This is a genomic window from Methylophilus rhizosphaerae, assembly GCF_900100975.1.
Taxonomy (GTDB): Bacteria; Pseudomonadota; Gammaproteobacteria; order Burkholderiales; family Methylophilaceae; genus Methylophilus; species Methylophilus rhizosphaerae.
This window is the reverse complement of record NZ_FNFX01000001.1, coordinates 691,845-707,928: the sequence shown is the minus strand read 5'-3', so window position 1 is coordinate 707,928 and position 16,084 is coordinate 691,845. Positions and strand designations below refer to the sequence as shown.

General features: G+C 36.5%; 14 protein-coding genes and 1 tRNA gene. 11 read left to right on the top strand and 4 right to left on the bottom strand.

What is annotated here, in order from left to right; genetic code table 11:
- Positions 1 to 31 precede the first annotated feature (31 nt).
- Positions 32 to 1,039 carry a sulfate ABC transporter substrate-binding protein gene (locus BLP53_RS03495; protein WP_091469976.1) on the top strand — a complete coding sequence of 336 codons (1,008 nt, stop codon included), beginning with the start codon at positions 32 to 34 and terminating at the stop codon, positions 1,037 to 1,039.
- A gap of 391 nt (positions 1,040 to 1,430) precedes the next feature.
- Here the strand turns inward: BLP53_RS03495 and BLP53_RS03490 are convergent, their stop codons facing one another.
- The gene (locus BLP53_RS03490) at positions 1,431 to 2,726 is read right to left on the bottom strand and encodes an MFS transporter (RefSeq protein WP_143001343.1); all 1,296 of its coding nucleotides are present in this window, start codon (positions 2,724 to 2,726) and stop codon (positions 1,431 to 1,433) included.
- A gap of 335 nt (positions 2,727 to 3,061) precedes the next feature.
- Between BLP53_RS03490 and BLP53_RS03485 the strand changes: the two genes are divergently transcribed.
- Entirely contained in the window at positions 3,062 to 3,244 is a 183-nt protein-coding gene (locus BLP53_RS03485; protein ID WP_091469967.1) for a hypothetical protein, read from the top strand.
- On the opposite strand, the gene BLP53_RS03480 is transcribed toward BLP53_RS03485, so the two are convergent.
- A complete protein-coding gene (locus BLP53_RS03480) occupies positions 3,245 to 4,210 on the bottom strand; it encodes a tetratricopeptide repeat protein (RefSeq protein WP_091469963.1) in 966 nt (321 codons plus the stop codon).
- Positions 4,211 to 4,327: 117 nt separating this feature from the next.
- Between BLP53_RS03480 and BLP53_RS03475 the strand changes: the two genes are divergently transcribed.
- The 8 genes from BLP53_RS03475 to BLP53_RS03440 all read left to right on the top strand — a co-directional run bounded on the left by BLP53_RS03475 (position 4,328) and on the right by BLP53_RS03440 (position 13,675).
- Positions 4,328 to 4,558 (top strand): hypothetical protein, encoded by a 231-nt coding sequence (locus tag BLP53_RS03475; RefSeq protein ID WP_091469959.1) that lies wholly within the window; start codon positions 4,328 to 4,330, stop codon positions 4,556 to 4,558.
- A 50-nt stretch (positions 4,559 to 4,608) separates the two neighbouring features.
- Positions 4,609 to 5,151 (top strand): LexA family protein, encoded by a 543-nt coding sequence (locus tag BLP53_RS03470; protein WP_143001342.1) that lies wholly within the window; start codon positions 4,609 to 4,611, stop codon positions 5,149 to 5,151.
- Positions 5,152 to 5,155: 4 nt separating this feature from the next.
- Positions 5,156 to 6,460 (top strand): Y-family DNA polymerase, encoded by a 1,305-nt coding sequence (locus BLP53_RS03465; RefSeq protein WP_091470456.1) that lies wholly within the window; start codon positions 5,156 to 5,158, stop codon positions 6,458 to 6,460.
- 18 nt (positions 6,461 to 6,478) lie between these two features.
- Positions 6,479 to 7,195, top strand: coding sequence for an SOS response-associated peptidase (locus tag BLP53_RS03460; protein ID WP_091469956.1), 717 nt, complete (start codon positions 6,479 to 6,481; stop codon positions 7,193 to 7,195).
- A 19-nt stretch (positions 7,196 to 7,214) separates the two neighbouring features.
- Positions 7,215 to 7,997: a hypothetical protein gene (locus BLP53_RS03455; protein WP_091469952.1), complete on the top strand. Its 783-nt coding sequence runs from the start codon at positions 7,215 to 7,217 to the stop codon at positions 7,995 to 7,997.
- Between the two features lie 181 nt (positions 7,998 to 8,178).
- Positions 8,179 to 10,212 (top strand): DNA methyltransferase, encoded by a 2,034-nt coding sequence (locus BLP53_RS03450; protein ID WP_091469949.1) that lies wholly within the window; start codon positions 8,179 to 8,181, stop codon positions 10,210 to 10,212.
- Complete coding sequence (locus tag BLP53_RS03445; RefSeq protein WP_091469946.1) at positions 10,212 to 12,824, top strand: DEAD/DEAH box helicase family protein; 2,613 nt, start codon at positions 10,212 to 10,214, stop codon at positions 12,822 to 12,824. The genes BLP53_RS03450 and BLP53_RS03445 overlap by 1 nt, the downstream gene beginning before the upstream one ends.
- A 2-nt stretch (positions 12,825 to 12,826) precedes the next feature.
- On the top strand, positions 12,827 to 13,675 hold the full coding sequence (locus tag BLP53_RS03440; RefSeq protein WP_091469942.1) for an abortive infection family protein: 849 nt from the start codon (positions 12,827 to 12,829) through the stop codon (positions 13,673 to 13,675).
- Positions 13,676 to 13,985: 310 nt separating this feature from the next.
- On the opposite strand, the gene BLP53_RS03435 is transcribed toward BLP53_RS03440, so the two are convergent.
- Positions 13,986 to 14,062: transfer RNA gene (locus BLP53_RS03435), tRNA-Met, on the bottom strand.
- 162 nt (positions 14,063 to 14,224) lie between these two features.
- Here BLP53_RS03435 and BLP53_RS03430 point away from each other — a divergent pair.
- Positions 14,225 to 14,848: an HD-GYP domain-containing protein gene (locus tag BLP53_RS03430; protein ID WP_091470453.1), complete on the top strand. Its 624-nt coding sequence runs from the start codon at positions 14,225 to 14,227 to the stop codon at positions 14,846 to 14,848.
- A gap of 42 nt (positions 14,849 to 14,890) precedes the next feature.
- Here the strand turns inward: BLP53_RS03430 and ychF are convergent, their stop codons facing one another.
- A complete protein-coding gene (ychF, locus tag BLP53_RS03425; protein WP_091469938.1) occupies positions 14,891 to 15,976 on the bottom strand; it encodes a redox-regulated ATPase YchF in 1,086 nt (361 codons plus the stop codon).
- Between the last annotated feature and the right edge of the window lie 108 nt (positions 15,977 to 16,084).

The window sequence follows — 16,084 nt, the reverse complement described above, 5'->3', positions numbered from 1 at the left end:
TGCGCTCTGTAAAAACAAACATAGGCCTCTTATGAAAACTATATTATCTATAAGTACATTATTAGTTACACTTTTAACGGGTTTGAATACAACTCTAGTCAATGCTGCTGAAGTCACGCTCTTAAATGTCTCTTATGACCCTACTAGAGAACTCTACCAAAATTATAATGCTGCCTTTGCAAAATACTGGCTTGGAAAAACTGGTGACAAAGTAACTGTACGTCAATCACATGGAGGCTCATCCAAACAAGCTCGTTCAATCATTGATGGTTTAGATGCGGACGTAGCAACTCTGGGCTTAGCTTATGACATTGATGTATTGCATGACAAAGCTAAACTTGTTAACAAGGATTGGATAAAACGCCTTCCTAATAATAGTGCTCCCTATAGTTCTACAATCGTTTTTTTAGTACGTAAAGGTAATCCGAAAAATATTCGCACTTGGAATGACTTAATCAAACCAGGCATTGGCATCATTCCAGCTAACCCAAAAACATCGGGAGGTGCACGTTGGACCTATTTAGCAGCTTATGGGCAAGCATTAAAAGCAAATAAAGGTGATGATGCCAAAGCGCGTGATTACATTACCAAATTCTACAAAAACGTTTCTGTTTTAGACTCAGGTGCACGAGGTGCGACTACTACTTTTATTGAACGTGGTATTGGTGATGTTTTGGTAGGCTGGGAAAACGAAGCTTTACTGGCCAAAAAAGAAGATGGTGGTAAATTTGATATCATCGTTCCAAATATTTCAATCTTGGCAGAACCTTCAGTTTCAGTAGTTGATAAAGTGGTTGATAAGCATAAAACACGCGCTGTTGCTGAAGCCTACTTAAACTATTTATATAGTAATGAAGGTCAGGAAATTATTGCGAAAAATCTTTATCGTCCACGCAATGAAGCTATAGCTCAGAAATATGAGAGCCAATATCCAAAACTAGAATTATTTACGGTAGACGAACTGTTCGGTGGCTGGAAGAAAGCTCAGAAAACTCACTTCGAAGATGGTGGGGTGTTTGATCAAGTCTTCTTGAAGTAAGCTAATTTACAATATAGAAAAGGAAAGGGATCGAAAGATCCCTTTTTGTACTTTTGATGAAGTATCAAGCCCATTGAGAACTAGGCTGAGCTTATTGAAACACAGTCACCTTCAGGGTTTCAATATTGTGGCTTAGGCTCAAGCAGCATGTCTAACACGGTCAAGTGTTGACGACTACAATGGACCGTGAGAATTCTAGCAATTCCCTTTTTTTGCCTGGCCAGGTGGGCAATGTTGACCAACATGCTGACAGCCGGTAATGGCAAGAAAGCCTAAAGCTAAACCTATTACTAAAAGTTTTTTCATAATGATTTCTAAGTTCTGAATGAGCGGGTATACAGTATCGCACTTAAACAGTCTATAAGGATGCTAACCCCTTCACTAAGCTGAACTAATATGAATGCTTATGTTGTGGAGTGAACTTCAGATATAAGAAGGCAAATGTTACTATAAATATACATACAATACCGGCCAATGTAAATGTTATCGGCACACCTAGCTTTGCAACCCCATGACCAATGGCCGGATATGTAATCAACCAGAATGCATGCGTCCATGCAAAATGTGCAGCATAGCCTCTACCTCGCTCCGATTCAGCCGTATGCTCTGCTAGCAATGAAGTTGAAGAAATAGCTATCAGTACTTGGCCAGCACCATTCAAAAACCATAAGAATGAAAATATAGCCAAACCCGGTTTTAAGAAGCCAGGTAAAAGTATGACTCCTAAGACAATTCCCCCGATTAATAAAACCTGTTCAGTCCAGCGGTGCCGACGGCCATGTAACTCTAAATCATTACTTGCAAGGGATTCGTATCGGCCAGTGAATTTCCCTAGAACCAAGGCAGTAATTGTAGAACCTAACCCTAAGCCAGCCATTACCAATACAAACGAAGTCTCACTTAATAAAAGCACGTCCTTAATATAGACCACTGTAGCAACGATAGCCGCGGCACCAGCTAATGCTTCTGCAAAACTCAATAAAAGGGCGCGTTTTAGAGATGCTTCACGAAATAGAATTTTTGTCCCAAAACTCAACTCTTGTAACAAGGATGTGGGCGAGAATTTTGCAACGATAGTTTTTTTATAAGACAAAACAGTAGCAAATACTAAGACGGCAGATAACAAATAAGAAAGCGAATCTAACCAAAACAGCCACTTTAATCCTAACAAAGCAAATACAAGCCCTGCAATCGCAGGAGCCAGTATGGCTTCAAGATCCACGGCGACTCTAGAAAATGATAATGCTTTCACGTAGTGCTCACGACCAGCGACCTCTGGCAATGTGGAGTCAAAAGTCGGTGTAAAAAAAGCCGTGGCAGCATTGATCAAAAAGATCATCGTATAAATCTGCCAAACGCTATCAAGGAAAGGGAATAATGCCAGTAAACCTAAGCGCACAACATCAGCAATAATAAGCATGTATTTGCGATTGACTCTATCTGCCAGGATTCCAGCAAATTGAGAAAACATCAGAAATGCCAAAATTCGCAACATTAAAGCATTACCAATTACCACCGCAGCAGAACTGTTTTCCACTATTTGGTGTGCAAATAATGCCAGGCCTATAGTAGTCAAACCGCTACCTACCAATGAAATAAGCTGTGCAGAAAACAACAGCATATAGTTGCGATTTTGCGTCAGCGGACTTGCAAGTATTGATTTCAATTTTAGAGATACATTTGCCAAACCAAACTCCAATCAGCCTGAATGTTATTTTTTATTTTGGTTGGTAGAGTTTATTGTAAAAGCCACTAACTTTGACTTTTTAGTGACTGGCTTATTGCCACAATTTCGCCAACCGAATGAATAATCGGGTTAATGTCCGCTTTGGGCCGTTAGCACCGAACCTGACTGACAGCTATCAGGATGGTCTCATTTTTCGGCATTGATGGGGTGGTCAGTAGTTATTAGAATCACTGGTCAGTTTGAATAATAATTGGTGGTCAACTAGATGAGAATACTCACTTAAAGAGCATTGTGATACTCATAAACTCAATATAGAGCCATTTATAGACCAGTTCGTGAATAATCAATGGGGTGAGCTATCCCCTGAAGATATACAGGCTAATAATGACGAAATTAACGAGGTTGCAGGTCATGTATTGGGTAAATACAACTTACCCACTGGCGAAGACATTTACATAGAAACTTCTTGGAGCGATGTAGAGCGATACACCGTCATTATGTTTAGGGATGAGAGATAATCAATTTGAATTCAGTTTCTTTCTGAGTGAATCAGATTTTCTCTTCAATCCGATTTTCGGATTCAATTTCATAGCTTCATCAAAGTTCTTTAATGCTTCTTTTTCATTGCCCATAACCAACTGAGCTAAACCCATAGACTTGTAAGCTATCGGTTTATAGCTACTATCATTAACCCCACCTTTAGCTAATGCCTTACTAGCTGAATCAAATACTGATTGAGCGACTTCTACAGACACATTATCTTCTTTCATTATTTCATCACATGCCAAGATTGCTATGTTGTATTCAGTGGAGTTTAAACGTGCTTCAATGTATTTTTTTGCATCAATAAAATTACCGTTTGAGTCATAGCTAAACTTACCCACACTATTAACAACAACTTTGATTAATTGCTTCTCTTCATCAAAATCATATCCATCAGCCCAACCAATTTCTGGATGAATTTTAAACAGCCTGGAATTGGTTTTCACATTAACAGCAACCATTACTGAACCGTCATCACCATTGGGATTGTTAGCAGTCTGACAAACAGCTAATTCACCATTAGTTGATATGCCACTATTCAATATATTGGCTTGTAGAGTTTCTTTGAAGAGAGATTCACCAGTTGAAGAAAAGACATTGAATGTGCCAATCAAACTATTGGAATTCATCCAATCTTCAATAGTGAAAGTGCCATTATTTGCTACATGTCCAGCTTGAGGTTTTTCGAGCTTTCCATGAGTAGCAACCTCTTTATTTTTAATATCATAAAGCAGATATTCACCGTAAGGTTTTCCCTGTGTGCTTCCTCTCCATGATATTAACCAATTACCATCTTTTGACTTCTCATACATTCCAAAGTAATCCATTGAATTGATAATAATGAAACTATCTTCAATTTGAACTAAAGGTTTGTTATTAAAACTGCTGGTTTTGGTTTGTTCAGTCGTTTTTTTTCCGAACAGAAAATCTAATAGCCCCATACACCCCCCTAAGTATTTTCATTTTTATTTCAGTAATATACCTCTGAATTACAGAACACCATAATTTCTCTATGGTCATACAGAGTATAAGAATTTACCAATCCAATAGGAGCCTTTATGACCGTAGAAGATAGTGTGGAATGGAAAAAACTTTATTCAGAGTGGCTACAGATTAAAGTTAAGGCTGAAGCTACACAGAATGCCCTAGATAAGAAGTTTCTGGATAGTTTGGAGGGTAAGGGTAAGCCACCAACTAAAAATGAAATGGAAGAGCTAGACGACCTTACTTTTCAAGTAGCTGAAAAGCGAGGACATTGTGATCAGTTCATAAGTGAAAGACTTGCTTAATGGGTTTATCATATATGCGATATTTTGCAGATTGATGTTAAGAGTGAATCATGGGTAATCAATTACCACCTTCAGTTATTTTAGAAATTCAAAATGAATTCTTGCGACTCTTCCCTGAAAGAAATTGGAATGCTTTAGGCTGGCCCCAATTCAATGAAGAAGTGCCTGGCATTGGTGTGTTCATTAATAACGATATAGATATAGAGCTCAATCTTTATAGCAGTAGTGTTTCAGCAGGTTTCCCATCACCGGCAAGTGATCATATTGAAGAGAGATTAAAGATTGATAAATATCTTATCAAGAATGAGAACTCTAGCTTTTATGCAAAAGTAGGTGGCTACTCAATGGTTAATGCTGGACTCAATTATGGTGCAATGGCAGTAGTTGATCGTCAAGCAATTGCAAAAATTGGTAGTCGTGTATTGGCAGTGGTGGATGGTCAATTCACCATGAAGATTTTAAATCGTGCATCTGATGGCTTTCCATTATTAATGCCAGCTAATGAGGGTTTCAAACCTATTCATATTACTGAATTCACTAGCTTTGAATTATGGGGAGTAATCACAGGCACATTTCATCGATTCAATGACTAATAGCATGTCTTTAGTTCAAACCTTGCCAAGATCAATATTCATTATTGATGCCAACAATTTCTATGTAAGTGCTCAAAGAGTATTTGACCCAAAATTATGGGGAATTCCCGTTGTTGTAGTTAGTAATAACGATGGATGTGCTATTGCCCGAAGCCAAGAAGCTAAAGATTTGGGTATCAAAATGGGTGAGCCTTTATTCAAAATGCGAGACTTAATAAAACAGCATGGCATTGTTGTTTTATCAAGTAATTACCCCTTATATGCTGATATGAGTAATCGTTTAATGGCTATTCTTTCTGAATATGGTCCAATCCAAGAAGTGTATTCAATTGATGAATGCTTTTTGGATATGACAGGTGTTTCAGGTGATCACACTCAAATAGCCAGAGAAATTAAAGCAAGAGTTTGGAAAGATATAAGACTTCCAGTTTGTGTGGGAATAGGCACTTCTAAAACATTGGCAAAGCTTGCAAATCATGTAGCTAAAAAAAATCCAGAAATGAACGGTGTCTATAATTTCAATGATTATGAAACGAATATAGTTAATGAAAGATTAGCAGCTTTACCAACTGGTGAAATATGGGGAGTTGGTAGAAGGTTAGAGCCTAAACTTTCAAGGCTTAAAATTAATTCTGCTTTAGATTTAAAGAATGCTAACCCTGAGAAACTTCTTAAATTGTTTTCAGTAGTAATGAAAAAAACAATTCATGAGTTAAATGGTGAGATGTGTATTGATATGGAAGAAATACCACCACCAAAAAAGGAAATCATAAGTAGTCGTTCATTTGGGTATAAAGTGAAAGACTATCAAAGCTTAGTTGAAGCAGTCAGTATGTATATGTCTCGTGCTGCCGAGAAATTGAGATTACAGAATGGGTTTGCAAACTCAGTTAAATGCTTTATTCAAACTAGCCCTTTTGGGGATGGCCCAAAATATTTTGAAAGTAAAATGATTGGTTTAAAAGCACCATCAAACGATACTCGTTTGCTAGTCAGTGTTGCTTTAAAAATTCTTGAAAATATCTACATTGAAGGTTTTGAGTATATTAAGTGTGGAGTAGGTTTAACTGACATTGTTAATTTAGAGGATATTGTTAATGATAAACAACCAGACTTATTCGGCAATAAACAAGTAGTGGATAAGTCAGTTGAATTAATGGAAGTCATGGATTGCATAAACACTAAAATGGGTAAGAATACGGTTAGAGTTGGAACAATGGGCTACAAAGCACCTTGGACAATGAAACAAGAACATTTAAGCCCCAACTACACTACTAAATGGGAAGATGTATTAGTAGTCGGTGATTAATGAAATTCAATCAAATATATGTGTAGCAACTTTCAGCCAATTTCAAAAACTCATAATGAATGGGTTGTTAAACAATTTGGAATAGATTTGCCAGATATAAGTTGGATCTATGATGCTTACCCCTCATATCCTGCACCATTTGTTTATTTAGAAGATGGAAAGCCAAAATGTGAATTAGCAAAGTTTGGTTTGGTTCCAAGCTGGGCTATTAACAAAAAGAATTATGGCAACAGTAAATACAATGCCAGAAGTGAAACCGTAGACGAGAAAAATACATACAAATCAGCCTGGAATGCTAGGCGATTTGGTTTAGTTCTTATGGATAGCTTCTATGAACCAAATTATGAAGTCACAGGCATTAAAGATAAATCTATTCGCTATCGTATCAAAAGAACAGATGGTGAGCCTGAAGCAGCAGCTTGTATTTATGAAAGGGTGATTGATCGTGAAACTGGTGAAGTGATATTCACTTTTTCAATGCTAACAATAAATGCTGCAAATCATCCAGTAATGAAACATTTTCATAAAATAGAGGATGAAAAACGATCAATAGTAATACTTCAAAATGAAGATTACACAAAATGGTTGAATGCTGACCATGATATGGCTAGACAATTACTAACATTAGCCCCTGATGGCTATTTAATGAGTGAACCAGCACCAAAGCCCACAAGACCAAAGAAAACTAATAATAATTCTCTTGGGTTGCTAGATGAAGTAGAAAAACAAGAATAATTAATCACTGGAAATACTCATGCATATCAATTTAGGTCATATTCCAATTCCATTTTTAACCTATTCAGCAGACATACTTGCTGATACAGATAAAGGATTAAGTGGAAATGAAATTGTTAAACAAATGAGTGCATATGCAGTTGAATATCAGGTCAATATTCCGTTTGCTCAATATCCATTTGATGTGAATAAAAGAACAGCCTTATTTGAAAATATCAAACCATTCTCATCAACCTTACAATTCAAAATCATAAGAGATTTATGTGAGCATAGAAAATTTGTGAGTGGGGAGAATCAAGAGGTTAAGGCACTCAAAGTTAAACTAGTATCTCAATTCGCACACCTTGCACCTAAAGATGAGTTTTCAAAACTGAATGAAACACTCATTGAGGAAACAAGGCATTGGTTGAATGAATATCCAAAGTCATTAGAGCTATACACCACTGCCATTCATAAATACAAACACAGGATTTTTACCCGTAATTTAATTGATGATTTGAGATTGAGTTTAGAGCTACTACTGAAATCAATATTCAAAAATGACAAGTCATTAGAGAACCAAATGTCATCATTAGGATTGTTTGTTGAATCGGCTGGCGGTTCAGTTCAATTCTCAAACATGTTCATGAAGTTGATTGACTACTACACCAAATATCAAAATACCTATATCAAGCATGACGATGCAGTGAATGAAGATGAGACTGAATTTGTTTTTGAACTCACTTCTTCTTTCATGAGATATGTCATTCGGTTAAATACTAAAATCGCAGGTAGTCAGGGTTTTAGCAATGTCAGCTTTTAGGAATTCCTTTACCTGCTTATAAAGCACAAAACCCACCTAGTTTTCACTGGGGATTACTTAAGTCATACAAGCCACTAACAAAGTGGCTTTTCTTATTTTTAGATTCACTAGATGAATTAGTGCCTTGGTTGTAAACTTATAATTAACTGATAATAAAACTATAAATCTAACGACTAAAATCATGCAAAACCTCTTAAAAAACCTAGTAGAAGCCCTTTCATCCAATGATGCATTAGTAGTTGATGGAAAGCTTCTAAAAAACAAAGTTGTTGAATTGGCATTAAATCTCGATTCAACAATATTGAAGCTATTGCTGAATTCAGAATCATTGAAAAAACATTTTTTCGCTGAAATTGATGGTGTATTAGTTTTTGACAAAATCAAATTTCAAAAATTTGTGAGCAATAAAGAGTTTCTACCTGACAGCTACACATCATTTAAAAACAAAGTAGGTTTAACTTCGGGTGATGAATATATCAAGGATTCTGATGATACTGTTTTATCTTGGCCTTATAAAGATTGTGTTTTAGAAGGTGGTCAAGAGAAAGAGGAAGATGTAAGAAATGAAGTATTTTGGAATGAGATTTTAGCCCCTGATCAAATTGATAGATTACTTTCACCAAAAGTATTAACGAACTTCAGAAATCATGAAGATAAAAACATTCAAGCTGATTTGAGTAATTCAAATTTAATTGTTAAAGGTAATAACTTATTGGTGCTTCACACATTATCAAAAATATATAGTGAGAGAGTTAAATTAATCTATATTGATCCACCATACAATACACAATCTGACTCATTTAAATATAACGATAATTTTAATCATTCTACATGGCTAACATTCATGAAGAATAGATTAAATATAGCAAGACGTTATCTTACTAAAGATGGTGTAATTTTTGTCCAATGTGATGATAATGAGCAAGCCTATCTAAAAGTCTTATTGGATGAAGTATTTGGCCGTGAAAATTTCATTAACACTATTTCAGTGAATATGAAAAATGTTGCAGGTGCTTCAGGTGGTGGTGAAGATAAAAAATTAAAGAAAAACATTGAGTATATCCATGTTTATGCTAACAACTATTTCTTATTAAAGCCATTTAAGGATGTTTACGATTACTTACCATTAATTGAATTGATAGAAAAATACAGAGAAGATGAAGTTAGTTGGAAATATACTTCAGTGCTTTACTATTCTGGTGATAAAGAATTTGTAGGCACCGCTTTTGATGGCCAAGGTAATGAGATAAATATTTACAGAAGAAATAATCCTGAATTCCTATCTGTATCAAAAGTTATGACTAAAGAAAATCTAACTGAAGAGCAGGTATATAACAATTTCTCGGATAGAATTTTCCAAACAGCAATGCCCCAAAGCTCTATAAGACCAAGAGTAATGGAAAAGGTAAATGAACTGAATGTTGAAGGTGATTTCTTTTCAATTGAATATGTTCCAAGATCAGGAAAAAATAAAGGTGAGGTCTATGAGCAATTCTACAAAGGCTCAAATTTTAGATTATTGGCATGGTTAAAAGATGTTGTTGAAGAAGTAGATGGTGTTTTATACAAAAAAGAAAAACAAGGCACTTATTGGGATTTTGTAGGGGAAACCAAAAATCTAACTAAAGAAGGAAGTGTTGAATTATTGTCTGGTAAAAAACCTGAAAAGTTAATTCAAAGAATAATAGAAATGAGCACAGAGCCTCATGATATTGTCATGGACTATCATTTAGGAAGTGGCACAACCGCAGCAACAGCACATAAATTAAATAGAAGTTATATAGGTATCGAGCAGTTAGATTATGCTGAAAATGATTCTATTGTTCGTTTAAAAAATGTAGTAAATGGTGATGATAGTGGTATCTCTAAAGATGTAAATTGGTCAGGTGGTGGTGAATTCATTTATTGCGAATTAGCAAAAGCCAATCAATCATTCATTGATCGAATTCAGGATGCAGATAAAGCAGAAGCTTTATTAACCATTTGGGATGAAATGCAAACTAAAGCATTCTTATCTTACAAAGTTAATCCAAAGGAATTCAATGATTCAATCAGTGAGTTTTCAGAACTCAACATTGATGAGCAAAAGAAATTTTTAATTGAAGTTTTAGATAAAAATATGCTTTATGTTCCATTATCAGAAATTGATGATGAAACCTTTGGAGTTTCTGAATCTGATAAATCAATCAATAAAAAGTTTTTTGGTAACTCATAATGGCTGATAGAACATTATTTCAAACTCTAATTGAAGAGTTAGGTAAGCGATTCATTGATGCTACCAAAATACCCGATTCAATTTTAAGTAACCTAAATCCTAAATTCCCTATAAGACCCTATCAGGAAAAAGCATTTAGGTTATTTTTAAACTATTGGAATGAAGATTTTGATGGTAAACCTAAACAAAACCATCAACTACTTTTTCACATGGCTACAGGGAGTGGTAAAACCCTCATGATGGCAGGTTTGATACTCTATCTTTATGAGAAAGGGTATAGAAACTTTTTATTCTTTGTGAATAACAACAACATCATAGAAAAAACTAAAGATAACTTTTTAAATCAGCACTCAATTAAATATCTGTTTGCTGATTCAATTAGTTTTACAGACAAAAGAATAAACTTTCATGAACTCAACAACTTTCAATCTACAAGCCCTGATGAAATTAATATCATTTTCACCACAATTCAAGGACTTCATTTATCACTCAACACACCAAGAGAAAACAGCATTACCTATGATGATTTTGAAGATAAAAAGATAGTCTTATTATCCGATGAAGCCCACCACATTAATGCTGACACAAAAAAAGGTATTGAAATAGAGCAAGATGAACTATTTGAAATATTATCTTGGGAAGGCACAGTAGAAAGAATTTTCAAAGCTAACCCTAATAATGTTTTGTTAGAATTCACGGCAACAGTTGATTTTAATGATGAAAATTTAAGCAAGAAATATAAACCAAAACTGATATTTGATTATCCATTGAAAGAATTCCGTAAAGATGGATATTCAAAAGAAGTTAAAGTATTGCAATCAGACCTATCAACTATTGATAGAGCAATTCAAGCTATTTTATTAAGCCAATACAGAAGAAAAGTATTTGAGAAAAATAAGCTCCACATTAAACCTGTAATACTTTTCAAATCTAAAACTATCAAGGAAAGCCAATCCTTTCTTGAAGATTTTGTTTATGCCGTTAAAAATCTAAAACCTGATACTTTACAGACCATACAAAATGGCACTGATGAAGAAACAATACTGAAAATATTTTCTTATTTAGAAGCCAATAATATTTCACTTGAAAATCTAGTAACTGAATTGAAAGAAGATTTTTCTGAAGAAAAACTTATTTCAGTTAATAGTAAGGAAGATAGTGAGTTAAAGCAGCTTGCAGTTAATTCATTAGAATCAAATGAATTTAGGGCAGTATTTGCTGTAGACAAGTTGAATGAAGGTTGGGATGTTCTAAACCTTTTTGACATTGTTAGACTTTATGAAACCCGTGATAGTGGTAAAGGTAAACTAGGTAAAACTACCATGAGCGAAGCTCAATTAATTGGTAGAGGTGCAAGATATTGTCCTTTTCAAATCACAAGTGATCAGCCTTTATTTGGTAGAAAATATGATGAAGATATTGATAATGAATTAAGGATATGTGAAGAGTTACACTACCATAGTTCATACAATCCTAAATACATTCAAGAGTTGAATACAGCCTTAAGAGAAATTGGCATTAAAGCTAATGAAAGTATTGAAAGAAAAATAACCCTTAAAGAAAGCTTTAAAAAAACAGCATTGTATAAGGCAGGTCATTTTTTCATAAATGAACGAGTTAAATATAGTCGTGATGATATTGTGGGGCTTGATAGTAGTGTAATTAACCAATTACATAAAATCACCTTAAAAACGGGATATACCAAAAGCATATTTGCATTTGAAGCACCAGCTACGGATAAAGGGATTGTTAAAAAGAGTGTTGATTATTCACTAAAGAATTTTGGGAAATCAATCATCAGGAAAGCTATTCAAAGACTAGAATTCTATGAATTCTCTAATTTGAAAAAATACCTACCTAATCTTAAATCTATAGATCAGTTTATTGATTCAGAGGATTATTTAGGTAAATTGAAACTTGAAGTTACAGGTTTGCCGGATAAAGTAAATAATCTTTCACCAGATGAAATGCTTGATGCAACAATTCAAGTTTTAACTTCAATCAGCACATTTATTTCATCCGATAAGATTGAATATAAAGGAAGTAAGAAATTTCATCCAAGAATGATTAAAGAAGTATTTACTGATAAAACATTGAATTTCACTATTGATGATAGTGGAGATAAAGAATTCGGTAAGTCTATGAATAATGCAGTAGAGACAGCTTATCATTTAGATTTAACTGCTAAAGATTGGTATCCATTCAATGATTGTTATGGAACATCTGAAGAAAAACTTTTGATTCAGTATATTGATAAAAAGCATACTGATTTATCCAAAAAGTATTCAGAGGTTTTTCTAATCAGAAATGAACGACACTTCAAAATCTATGCTTTTGATGATGGCCGACCATTTGAACCTGATTTTATTCTTTACCTAGTAGGAAAAGAAGAAACAAACACCATGTATTATCAAGTCTTTCTTGAACCTAAAGGTTCACATTTATTGAAGGCTGATGAATGGAAAGAAAACTTCCTTAAAGCAATTAAAAGTGAATTTGAGATTGATCAGTTATTTTCAAACAAGCATTATGCAGCATGGGGATTACCATTCTTTAATAGCACCGATAGAACCAGAGAATTCAATGAAGGTTTTGAAGAGCTAATAAACTGATTATGAAGCTATCAGATTATTCAATTGAAAAAATTGGTGTATTTATTGCAGGTGATTCACCAGGATGGCCTTATAGAAGAGGGGTGGATTTAGTAGATTTTTTTAATAAATTTGGTTCTCGCGATGTATATGGTGAAGGATTCCCAACAAGAAGAGTTTATGCTCAAACTAAACTAGCAGATCTTAATAATAAACCTCAATTAAGAAACATATTTAAGGAATTACTAGACCCTAGATTATGGATTGATTTAGATAGGAACACTAATGGTGAATATAGTGTTGAAGTTGCATCCAATGCTTTAAATGAGCTAATAAAATATGATGGTTATGAAGCTTATCGTGATGGTAATTTTTATAAGATTAGAGAGTTATCAGGCACAGTAATTGAAGTGGAAAATAGATTTGGCGAGTCTAGTGAATTGAATGAAGTTGTTATTGAAGAGCAAATTCAAAAATGCCGAGAAAAAATTGATTTAGCTGATTATTCAGGTGCAATTACCAATGCAAGAAGTTTAGTTGAAGCAGTTTGTTTAAAAATTATCAAAGAGGTTGAAGGTGAAATTGAAAATGAAGGTGATTTGATTAAGATATTCAATCAGGCTAGAAAATTATTAAATCTTGATCCAAAGAGGCAAGATATTAATGATAGTCTCAAACAAGTAATAACAGGACTATCGAATATAGTGAATGGTTTAGCAGCCATGAGAAATAAAATGTCTGATGCTCATGGTGTTTCATACAAACCTAGTAGACACCATGCAAAGCTTGCAGTGAATTCAGCAAAGACACTTGCAGATTTCCTATTTGATACGATGAGCTATCAAAAAGAAAAGGGAACAATAAAAAAATAATCTTTATCAAGCCACTTTAACAGTGGCTTTTTTATATCTTGAAATAAGTAAGCATGTATCTTGAATTAATCTAAACAAAACCCCTAGCAATCAACCAGAAACTACCCTAAAACCGATTAAAACAAGAAATTCAGCCATAGTCTCACTGACACCTAGGAAATCGTTTATAAGGCTTTAAATCGTGAGCTTTGATTTTTAGGCAGAGTTGCAAAAAATATGAAAACTTATTTTTTGTTGCCCCAGTGTTGCCCCGACAAAAAGAGAACGGGGCTTACAAAACGATGAATTGTCCTGTAAGCCCCGTCATTGTTGGTGGTGAAAGAGGGACTTGAACCCTCGACCCCAGGATTATGAATCCTGTGCTCTAACCAGCTGAGCTACATCACCAGATTTGAAAGACCGCGATTATAGCAGTTGTCTTATAGGTCTACAACCTAAGACGGTGACCTTTTTAAGTAAGTATTTTCTGCTTTTTTTGATTTTTGTCATTCTGGTCGGGAGATTCTGGCGTATTCTTGCCAACTCTCAAATTTGGAGCAAAATAGCGGCATGACCCGGGAAGTAAATAATCATAGTGGCGTACTCAAGTTAAGTGCGGTGCTGGCGGATGCCTTGCGCCAGCGCGATGCGTATACGCGCCTGCACAGTGATCGTGTGATGGCGCTGGCAAATGGTATTGGTCTGGCGCTGGGTCTTAGTAGCGACGAGTTGCGTGTGCTGGAGATCGGGGCGAGTTTGCATGATATCGGCAAAATTGTGATGCCGGATACGGTGTTGATGAAACCGAGCCGACTGGATGATGAGGAAACGAGTGTGATGCAGCAACATCCTTCGGTTGGTGGTGACTTGATTGCAGCTTATGAGCATCCGCAGTCAGCACTGGTTTCCAGGGTAATTCGTCATCATCATGAGTGGTTTGATGGCTCTGGGTATCCTGACAAGCTTGCAGGTGAGGATATTCCGTTATTGGCGCGCATTGTGACGGTGGTTGATAATTATGATGCGATGGCGGTGCGGCGGGTTTACCAGGGCGCGCGACCGCATGCGGAGATCATGCAGATTATGGAAATGGAGTCGGGAACCAAGCTGGATCCGGACCTCTTCCCCTGTTTTACACGGGTCATTGAAAAGCCTGAATACGCTGGATTTAAAGCAGTTGGCGAGTTGCAATAAAAAAGGCCGGGTCACCTCGGCCTTTTCGTGTCCCGTTCTTAATCAGACGTTGAACCTGAAGTGCATGACATCGCCGTCCTGCACAATGTATTCTTTACCTTCCAGGCGCATCTTGCCGGCTTCTTGCGAGCCTTTTTCACCTTTGTATTGCACGTAGTCGTTATAGGCAATGACTTCGGCGCGGATAAAGCCGCGTTCAAAGTCGGTGTGGATGACGCCAGCAGCTTGTGGCGCGGTGGCGCCTTTTTTCACGGTCCATGCGCGGACTTCCTGTACGCCAGCAGTGAAGTAGGTCTGCAAGCCTAGCAAATCATACGCAGCACGGATAACACGGTTAAGGCCTGGTTCTTCCTGGCCGAGTTCCTGCAGGAACAGCAGCTTGTCTTCTTCGTCCAGTTCGGAGATTTCACCTTCGATTTTGGCGCAGATAGTCACAACAGGCGCATTTTCGGTTTTGGCCAGGGCCAGCACTTTGTCCAGGTGCGGGTTGTTTTCAAAACCACCTTCGGTGACGTTAGTGATGTACATGACCGGTTTCACGGTAATCAGGCACAGTGGTTTGAGCAGTGCAAGTTCATCGGCATCCAGCCCAATAGTGCGCACGGCCTTGGCTTCGTTGAGGGCAGGCAATACTTTATCCAGCACTTTGATCAACGCGATAGCTTCTTTGTCGCCGCTTTTGGCTTTTTTGCCTTCACGCTGCATGGTTTTCTCTACGGTTTCCATGTCGGCCAGGGCCAGTTCGGTGTTGATGACTTCGATATCCGCCAGTGGATCGACCTTGCCAGCAACATGAATCACGTTGCCGTCTTCGAAGCAGCGCACCACGTGGGCAATCGCGTCAGTCTCGCGGATGTTGGCTAAAAACTTGTTGCCCAGGCCTTCACCTTTGGAAGCGCCGGCGACCAGGCCGGCAATGTCAACAAACTCGACAATGGCTGGTTGTATTCTTTGCGGTTTAACAATGTCGATCAGCGGTTGCAAGCGGGTGTCTGGCACTTCAACAATGCCGACGTTTGGTTCAATGGTACAGAAGGGATAGTTTTCTGCCGCGATGCCTGCTTTGGTGATGGCGTTGAACAGGGTGGATTTGCCTACGTTTGGCAGGCCGACGATACCGCATTTCATAATGGATTTACCCTAGCGTGTGATGCCGCAGTGATTTTTTTGCGGCGGAATTCAATAAAAGCGGTATTTTACCGTTAGTCATGACATAGAGCCAGAATGAATCTTGAT

What these genes read in the sequence shown, in the direction of transcription:
- BLP53_RS03495 (WP_091469976.1), top strand. Translation starts at nt 32, where the DNA reads ATGAAAACTATATTATCTATAAGTACATTATTAGTTACACTTTTAACG.
- BLP53_RS03480 (WP_091469963.1), bottom strand. Translation starts at nt 4,210, where the DNA reads ATGGGGCTATTAGATTTTCTGTTCGGAAAAAAAACGACTGAACAAACC.
- BLP53_RS03475 (WP_091469959.1), top strand. Translation starts at nt 4,328, where the DNA reads ATGACCGTAGAAGATAGTGTGGAATGGAAAAAACTTTATTCAGAGTGG.
- BLP53_RS03470 (WP_143001342.1), top strand. Translation starts at nt 4,609, where the DNA reads ATGGGTAATCAATTACCACCTTCAGTTATTTTAGAAATTCAAAATGAA.
- BLP53_RS03465 (WP_091470456.1), top strand. Translation starts at nt 5,156, where the DNA reads ATGTCTTTAGTTCAAACCTTGCCAAGATCAATATTCATTATTGATGCC.
- BLP53_RS03460 (WP_091469956.1), top strand. Translation starts at nt 6,479, where the DNA reads ATGTGTAGCAACTTTCAGCCAATTTCAAAAACTCATAATGAATGGGTT.
- BLP53_RS03455 (WP_091469952.1), top strand. Translation starts at nt 7,215, where the DNA reads ATGCATATCAATTTAGGTCATATTCCAATTCCATTTTTAACCTATTCA.
- BLP53_RS03450 (WP_091469949.1), top strand. Translation starts at nt 8,179, where the DNA reads ATGCAAAACCTCTTAAAAAACCTAGTAGAAGCCCTTTCATCCAATGAT.
- BLP53_RS03445 (WP_091469946.1), top strand. Translation starts at nt 10,212, where the DNA reads ATGGCTGATAGAACATTATTTCAAACTCTAATTGAAGAGTTAGGTAAG.
- BLP53_RS03440 (WP_091469942.1), top strand. Translation starts at nt 12,827, where the DNA reads ATGAAGCTATCAGATTATTCAATTGAAAAAATTGGTGTATTTATTGCA.
- BLP53_RS03430 (WP_091470453.1), top strand. Translation starts at nt 14,225, where the DNA reads ATGACCCGGGAAGTAAATAATCATAGTGGCGTACTCAAGTTAAGTGCG.
- ychF (WP_091469938.1), bottom strand. Translation starts at nt 15,976, where the DNA reads ATGAAATGCGGTATCGTCGGCCTGCCAAACGTAGGCAAATCCACCCTG.